Below are 2,113 nucleotides of genomic sequence, written 5' to 3'. Positions count from 1 at the left end.
GATGGCGGGGGCGGCAACCAGCAATAACATTGTGGATGCGACCGGCAATGGCATCACAGTCAGTAATGTGCCTGCACCGACCATCACTTCCGCGACCTACCATTTTGGCACCGGTGTTTTGACGGTGACCGGGGTGGATTTTGAAAGCAAATCCGGCGGGGCGAATGACGTAAGTGTCAGCAAGTTAACCCTGAAAGGGGAAGGGAACGCCACTTATACCCTGACCACCTCGGACGTTGAAATCACCAACGCCACCTCCTTCTCTGTGACGCTGAACGCCACCGATAAGCTCAATGTGAATGGCTTACTCAATAAAGATGGCACACAGGCGGACGATGCCACTGTCTTTAACCTCGCAGCGGCCGATGACTTTATGGCCAATGTCACGGCAGGCGATACCTCGGATGCAACCAATGGGGTGACGGTCAGTGCTCAGGCCGACCCGACCATAACTTCCGCAACGTACGACTTCGGTACCGGTGCTTTGGTGGTTACTGGCACCAACTTCAGCCAAGTGGCAGGGGCGACCAATGACGTTGATCCGACCAAACTGACCCTCACGGGGGACAGCGGCAACACCTACACCCTGACGACGTCTGGCGTGGAAGTCACCAATGACACCGCCTTTACCGTCACTTTAAATACCACTGACCAACTGAACATTAACGGCTTGCTGAATAAAAACGGCACGGCCTCCGGCAGCGGACAAACCTACAACCTGGCGGCGGCTGATAACTGGCTGGCGGGCGGCGCGCCCACCACCGACATCAGTGACACCACCAGTAATGGCATTACGGTAAGTAATGTTGCCGTCCCTGTGGTGACCAGCAGCACCTACAACGCAGGCACCGGTGTGTTGGTGGTGACCGGTACCAACTTTGTTAAAGAAGTCGGGGCCACCAACGATGTTGATCCAACCAAGTTCACTTTGTTAGGGGATGGCAATAGTTCTTACACCTTGACCACCACGTCTTCGGTCGAAATCACCAATGACACCACCGTGAGTCTGACCTTGAGTGCGGTTGATCGAACCAACATCAATGGCTTGCTGAATAAAAATGGTACGTCTTCGTCTGACAGCACGACCTACAATCTGGCGGTTGCAGACCGTTGGATGCCTGGCGCGGATGCAGGCACCAACAGCGCTGACCTGACGGGCAATAGCATCACTGTCAGTGGTGTCATCGATCCGGCCATCACCTCGGTGGCTTACGATGGGACAACGGGTGTGTTATCCGTCACCGGCACCAACTTTGTGAATGAAGCGGGGGCACTGAACGATGTGGATCTCACCAAATTCACCCTGACTGGCGAAGGCAGCGGCATCCGTACATTAACGACCACCAATGTCGAAATCACTTCCGCCACGGCGTTCTCTGCGACGCTCAATGCCGCCGATAAGGTGGTGGTCAATGGTTTACTGAATAAAAGCGGCACCACTTCAGGCGACAACACCACTTACAACCTGAATGCGGCGGATCGCTGGATGCCGGGGGCGGCTACCAGTCCGGGCATCGCCGATGCCACAACCGGGATCACCGTCAGTAATGTTCCTACCGCAGAAATCACTTCTGCAACTTACGCTGCGGATACCGGTACTTTGGTGGTCACCGGGACGAACTTTGTCAGCAAATCCGGTGCGATAAACGACATCGATGTGACCAAGCTGACCCTGAATGGCGAAGGCAATAATACATACACCTTGACGACCAGCAACGTTGAAATTTCCAGTGCGACCTCATTTACCCTGACGTTGAATGCAGCGGATCAGCTCAACGTCAATGGCTTACTGAATAAAGACGGCCTAACTTCCGATGGCGGGGCGGCCTACAACCTGGCGGCGGCAGAAGACTGGCTGCCAGGGGCGGACGTCGCTGCAAATATCGCTGATCTGACCGGTAACGCTGTGACGGTCAGTGGCGTGACATCACCGACCATCACCTCAGCCACCTACGATGCAACCAGCGGCGCACTGGTGGTGACGGGCAGCAACCTGGCGAAATTCCCAGGCGCGACCAACGACGTGGACGTTTCAACGCTTACCTTGACCGGTGAGAGTGGTGCAACCTATACGCTGACCAGTGCCACGGATGTTGAAATTACCTCAGCGACT

1 protein-coding gene is annotated in these 2,113 nt (G+C 55.4%); it reads left to right on the top strand.

Going from position 1 to position 2,113, the window contains the following annotated elements:
* The coding region (locus ABD744_RS19335; protein ID WP_344800226.1) for a beta strand repeat-containing protein at nt 1-2,113 on the top strand (2,113 nt) is incomplete at both ends.

Source organism: Litoribacillus peritrichatus (genome assembly GCF_039537985.1).
GTDB classification, from domain to species: Bacteria; Pseudomonadota; Gammaproteobacteria; order Pseudomonadales; family Litoribrevibacteraceae; genus Litoribacillus; species Litoribacillus peritrichatus.
This window is presented reverse-complemented; position numbering and strand designations above follow the sequence as displayed.